We start from the raw sequence: 2,830 nt of genomic DNA, 5'->3' as shown, positions 1-2,830 counted from the left end.
CCCCGTCCAGCACAATCGTACGCTCGCGCTACTCGGCGGCCTCCGCGGCGTTCCAGTGCACGAGCACCTCTCGGGGAGTGGATGCCACGGCGTCGCCGAACACGTGCGGGGCCCGGCGCACCATCTTCTCGGTCAGTCCCCGGGCCACGTCGTCGATGTCGAACGGATCCTCCGGGTCGCCCGCGGCGATCTCGGCGTGGAAGAGCACCTGCCACAGCAGGTCGCCGAGCTCCTCCCGCAGGTCGGCGCGCGTGCCGGACTCCACCGCGTCGATCACCTCGGCGCTCTCCTCGACCAGGTACGGCACGAGGTCGCGGTGGTCGATCGTCTGCGTCCACACGCAGCGTTCGCGCACCGCGCGCATCGTCTCAGCCGCCTCGCGCAGCGCGTCGTCGCTCACGGTCCCTCCTCCGGCGGCATCCGTTCACCGCTCGTGCCCCACTATGCCCCCGCCTGCATCCTCGAGCGGCGGACACGACGAAGGAGATTCCGGATGCCGGGATGCCTGGGTCCCCGGAATCCCGGGGGCCCGCCGCCGATTCTCCTGCATTGTGTCGCCAGAGGGATAGCACGTGATCTGGCCGCAACGTGACGCAACTATCCTGGGCCGTGTGCGTGAACTGACCCCGACCGAGGCGATCGACCTCGTGGGCCGCTTCGAAGCCGGCCAAGAGCTTCCCGAGCAGATGCGTGCCGACGTGCGCCTCCTCGGCTCCCTGCTGGGCCGGGTGCTGCGTGAGAGCGGCTCCCCCGGCCTGTACGAGGACGTCGAGGAGCTGCGGACCGCGACGATCCAGGCGTACACCGACGAGACGCCCGAGGCGTTCGAACGGGCCGCCGCGATCGCCGACGGCTTCTCGATCAGCCGCGCCGACGAAGTGGCACGGGCCTTCACGGCCTACTTCCACCTCGTCAACCTCGTCGAGGAGCACCAGCGCGTGCGCGTCCTCCGCGAGCGCGGCGACCGCCCGTCCCGCAGCGGCACCCCCGACACGATCGCCGCGGCCTTCGAGAGCCTGTCGGCCGAGGTCGGCGAGGAGACAGCGCTCGCGCGCCTCCAGGGGCTGCGCTTCCACCCCGTCTTCACGGCCCACCCCACCGAGGCCCGCCGCCGCGCGATCTCGACGAGCATCCGCCGCCTATCCGAGCTGCTCGGCGAGCACGACGACGCCGCCGAGAACGACACCGAGGTCCGCCGCACCGAGCGGCGCATGCTCGAGGAGATCGACACGCTGTGGCGCACGGCCCCGCTCAGACGAGAGAAGCCGTCCCCGGTCGACGAGGTGCGCTCGGTCATGGCCGTCTTCGACGAGACGCTCTACACCGCGGTGCCGCGCGTCTACCGCCGGATCGACGACATCCTCCAGGGCGACGACGCCGGAGCCAAGGCCCCGATCGTGAAGCCCTTCGTGCGCGTCGGCTCCTGGGTCGGCGGCGACCGCGACGGCAACCCGTTCGTCACGGCATCCGTCACCCGCAAGGCCGCCGCGATCGCGAGCGAGCACGTGCTGCTCGGCCTCGAACGGACGACGCAGCGGGTCGGTCGCGGACTGACGCTGGATGCCGAGACCACCCCGCCGAGCGACGCGCTGCTCGCGCTGTGGCACCGCCTGCGCGCCGCCGACGAGGACGCCGCGGCGGAGATCGCCGAGCGCTCCCCCGCGGAGCCGCACCGCCGCATCCTGCTGCTCATCGCGCGGAAGATCGCCGCGACCCGCACCCGCAACGCCGACCTGGCCTACCGCGACCCCGAGCACCTTCTCGCCGACCTGCGGACGGTCCAGGACTCGCTCGTCGCCGCCGGCGCCGCGCGCCAGGCGTACGGCTCTCTGCAGCGGCTCGTGTGGCAGGTCGAGACGTACGGCTTCCACCTCACCGAGCTGGAGGTGCGCCAGCACTCCGCCGTCCACCGCAAGGTGCTCGACGAGCTGCGCGCCGGCGGCGAACGCAGCGAGCTGACCGAAGAGGTCCTCGAGGTCTTCCGCTCGATCGCGTACGTGCAGGAGCGCTTCGGCCCCCGCGCCGCCGGACGCTACATCGTGTCGTTCACCCAGTCCGCGGAAGACCTCGCGAACGTCCACGAACTCGCGTCGTACGCGATGGGTCCCGGCGAGACGCCGCCGGTGCTCGACGTCATCCCGCTGTTCGAGACGTTCGCCGACCTGCAGGCGGCCCCCGGCATCCTGGCCGAGATCGTCGCGCACCCCGCGTTCGTCACCAGACTGGATGCCACCGGCCGCCGCCTCGAGGTCATGCTCGGCTACTCCGACTCGTCGAAGGACGTCGGCCCCGTCGCCGCGAACCTCGCGCTGTACGAGGCGCAGGCGAAGATCTCCACGTGGGCTCAGGCCGAGAACATCGAACTGACGCTCTTCCACGGCCGCGGCGGCGCGCTCGGACGCGGCGGCGGCCCCGCCAACTCCGCGATCCTGGCGCAGCCGCCGCACTCGGTGGACGGCCGCTTCAAGCTCACCGAGCAGGGCGAGGTCATCTTCGCCCGGTACGGCGACCCCGACATCGCGATGCGGCACATCGACCAGGTCGCGGCGGCGGTGCTCACGGCATCCTCCCCCTCGATCGAGACGCGCAACCGCGAGGCGGCCGAGGCGTTCGCCGACGTGGCGGCCACGATGGACGTCGCCTCGCGCGAGCGGTTCTTCGCCCTCGTGAAGGCCCCGGGGTTCGCGCCGTGGTTCGCCACCGTGACCCCGATGGAGGAGCTCGGCCACCTCGCTCTGGGGTCGCGCCCGGCCCGCCGCGGTCTGTCGGTCGAGTCGCTCGAAGACCTCCGGGCGATCCCGTGGGTGTTCTCGGGACGCAGGCGCGCATC

Annotated in this window: 1 protein-coding gene and 1 pseudogene; one reads left to right on the top strand and one right to left on the bottom strand. The window is 72.1% G+C overall.

Features of this window, described 5'->3' with window-relative positions; genetic code table 11:
- Positions 1-31: 31 nt before the first annotated feature.
- Positions 32-364 (bottom strand): annotated as a pseudogene (locus tag I5G_RS23765) (MazG nucleotide pyrophosphohydrolase domain-containing protein); the annotation flags it as partial.
- 247 nt (positions 365-611) lie between these two features.
- Here I5G_RS23765 and I5G_RS19520 point away from each other — a divergent pair.
- Positions 612-2,830 (top strand): phosphoenolpyruvate carboxylase (locus tag I5G_RS19520; protein ID WP_022880563.1); only part of this gene is annotated, 2,219 nt, incomplete at its 3' end.

Source organism: Microbacterium sp. B19 (assembly GCF_000333395.1).
In the GTDB taxonomy this organism is placed as follows: Bacteria; Actinomycetota; Actinomycetes; order Actinomycetales; family Microbacteriaceae; genus Microbacterium.
Note: the sequence above shows the minus strand (reverse complement) of the source record. Positions and strands in the feature narration are given on the sequence as shown.